2 protein-coding genes are annotated in these 1,559 nt (G+C 72.8%); both read right to left on the reverse strand.

Annotated features, from left to right (window positions below; all coding sequences use genetic code 11):
* Nucleotides 1-152: 152 nt before the first annotated feature.
* A complete protein-coding gene (locus PSH25_RS17920) occupies nt 153-833 on the reverse strand; it encodes a DUF305 domain-containing protein (protein ID WP_238660166.1) in 681 nt (226 codons plus the stop codon).
* A partial coding sequence (locus PSH25_RS17925; protein ID WP_238660167.1) for a glycoside hydrolase family protein occupies nt 830-1,559 on the reverse strand: 730 nt, incomplete at its 5' end. The genes PSH25_RS17925 and PSH25_RS17920, both read right to left, overlap by 4 nt.

Below are 1,559 nucleotides of genomic sequence, written 5' to 3' on the forward strand. Positions count from 1 at the left end.
CGCCGGCACCACGGTGGAGGCGTCGCGCGCCGGACCGGACGGACGGCGTCCGACGTGACGGCACGGTGGGCGGGGCGGGACGCCCGGGACGGGGGACGGAGGTCGGCGTGCAGGTCAGACGTCCGCATCGGCCGATTTCCTGGACCGCATGGTCAGCCGCCCGGTGCGGCGGTGGGCGCGCCGGGCCGGTTGTCAAGCGCGCTCAGCTCGGCGGCCCGCGCCTGCTGGATCCGGCCGGCGAGCGCCTTCAGCTCCGGGCTTCCCCCGGCCTCCTGCTCACCCCGGCACAGCACCACGGTCTGGGCGAGGTGCGCCCGGATCAGGGCAGCCGCCCGGGACGGCACCTCGGCGTCGGAGGCGGCACGCAGCTCGGCGAGGCGGGCATCGGTGACCATGCCGGGCATCTGATGCCCCTCGTGGATGTTCAACTCCGGCACGTTGCCCGCCGCCAACAGCCCCCGCAGGTCCCGCAACTCCGCCTGATGAGCCGTCCGGAGCTCGCCGAGGAGGGCCCGCAGCGACGGATCCGCCGGTCGGGTGTCGAGCTGGTCGATCAGCGCGAGGGCGCCCTCGTTCATCGGGATCAGCAGTTGGATGAAGGCGTCGTCGGTGCCGTTGAGCACCACCGGCGCGGTCGGTGCCGCAGCGGCCGACGAGGCTGCGGCCGACGACGGCACGGGTGCCTGCTCGGTGCGGCCCCAACCCTGGGTGAGACCGACGGCCAGCGCCGTGGCGACCAGGGTCGCGACGACGCCGACCAGCCGCCCGGCCCGGACGCGACGCCCTGGGCGCTCCGCGCTGCTCTGCTCCTCCATCCGTTCGCCAGTGCTCAACGGGCGGCTTGGAACGCGCGGCCGACCACTGTCGCCTCGGTCCCGTCGCTGAACAACCCGGACCGGTCCTTGTCCGTGGCGGGCAGCCCGAACCAGGCGTAGCGCTGCAGGTAGGGAAGTTGACCGAGCATGGCGGTGGCCGCCGTGAGGAAGGCCGCCTGCTGCTCCTGACTGGGAAACTGCGCACCGCCCGCGCCGAAGCGCATCAGCGCGAACTCGGTCAGCCAAATCGGCTTGCGGTACCGCTGGTAGACGGCCTGTAGGTACTGCCGGAGCTGGGCCACCGCGGTGGCGGTGGTGAAGTCGGCGCCGAACCAGTGCAGCGTGATGAAGTCCACCCGGTGGCCGCGGGCCTGGGCGCCGGTCATGAACCGGTCCAGCCAACCCTGCGGGTCCGGCCCACCCCAGGCGACCGCGGGGCTGCCCAGTTTGCTGCCCGTCGCCATCAACTGCGGCCACAGGTCCAGCGCCTGCTCGACGGTCATGTTCGCCTGCTCGGGCAGGTCCGGCTCGTTGAAGGTGAGCAGGTACGGCCCGGCGGACTTGGCCCGGGCCAGTTCCGCAGCGGTGACGTTCTCCGCGCTACGGATCATCGGCACGAACGTCGCACCGCGCGGAGTGCTGATCCCCGGGTGCTGGGTGCCCCAGGTGTAGTACCAGGCGGACTTGGAGTTCGCCAACGCCTGACTGGCCCCGGCGAAGTTCCACACCCCGACGCCCTTGCGC

Source organism: Micromonospora foliorum, assembly GCF_022229015.1.
Classification (GTDB): Bacteria; Actinomycetota; Actinomycetes; order Mycobacteriales; family Micromonosporaceae; genus Micromonospora; species Micromonospora foliorum.